We start from the raw sequence: 591 nt of genomic DNA on the forward strand, positions 1-591 counted from the left end.
GAGCGATACTATCGACATGTCCAGTAAACTTTTTGCCAGGCATGGCATCAATTTTAATTAAGACCTTCTGCCCCTGCTGAACATTTGCCAACTGTGTTTCAAGATAATTGGCAGTGATGTAAGTTTGATGTAGCGGAACCACGGCCAGCAGACGTGTCCCTGCGTTAACGTACGCTCCGAGGCGCACCGAACGCTGGCCTACCATCCCATCGACTGGTGCAACAATATGCGTATAAGAAAGGTTAAGCCTCGCCTGACTGACTTTTGCCTGCGCGACTGCAACATCGGCTTCCGCCTGACGTAATGCAGCCCTCAACACGCCTACCTGTTTCTCTGCTGAGGTCAGAGCAGCTTCGTTCTGACGAACGACTGCGGATGCAGAACGCTGTGTTGAATGGGCTTATTGTTGATCGTCCGCAGCGACGGTACCTCTTTGATAAAGCTTATTAAAACGTTCAGCATTCTGACTGGCATACTGCGCCGATGCCTGACTGGCTAAAAGGGTCGCTTTTGTCTGAGCAATAATGGATTGTTGCTGCTCCAGTTGTGCAAGGCTGCTCAGGCGTTTTGCATCACTAAGCTGCAAATTAG

General features: G+C 50.1%; 1 pseudogene. It reads right to left on the bottom strand.

Features of this window, described 5'->3' with window-relative positions:
- Positions 1-591, bottom strand: a pseudogene (locus K5E19_RS23480) (HlyD family secretion protein); the annotation flags it as partial.

The organism is Enterobacter sp. RIT637 (assembly GCF_019718755.1).
GTDB lineage: Bacteria > Pseudomonadota > Gammaproteobacteria > Enterobacterales > Enterobacteriaceae > Enterobacter.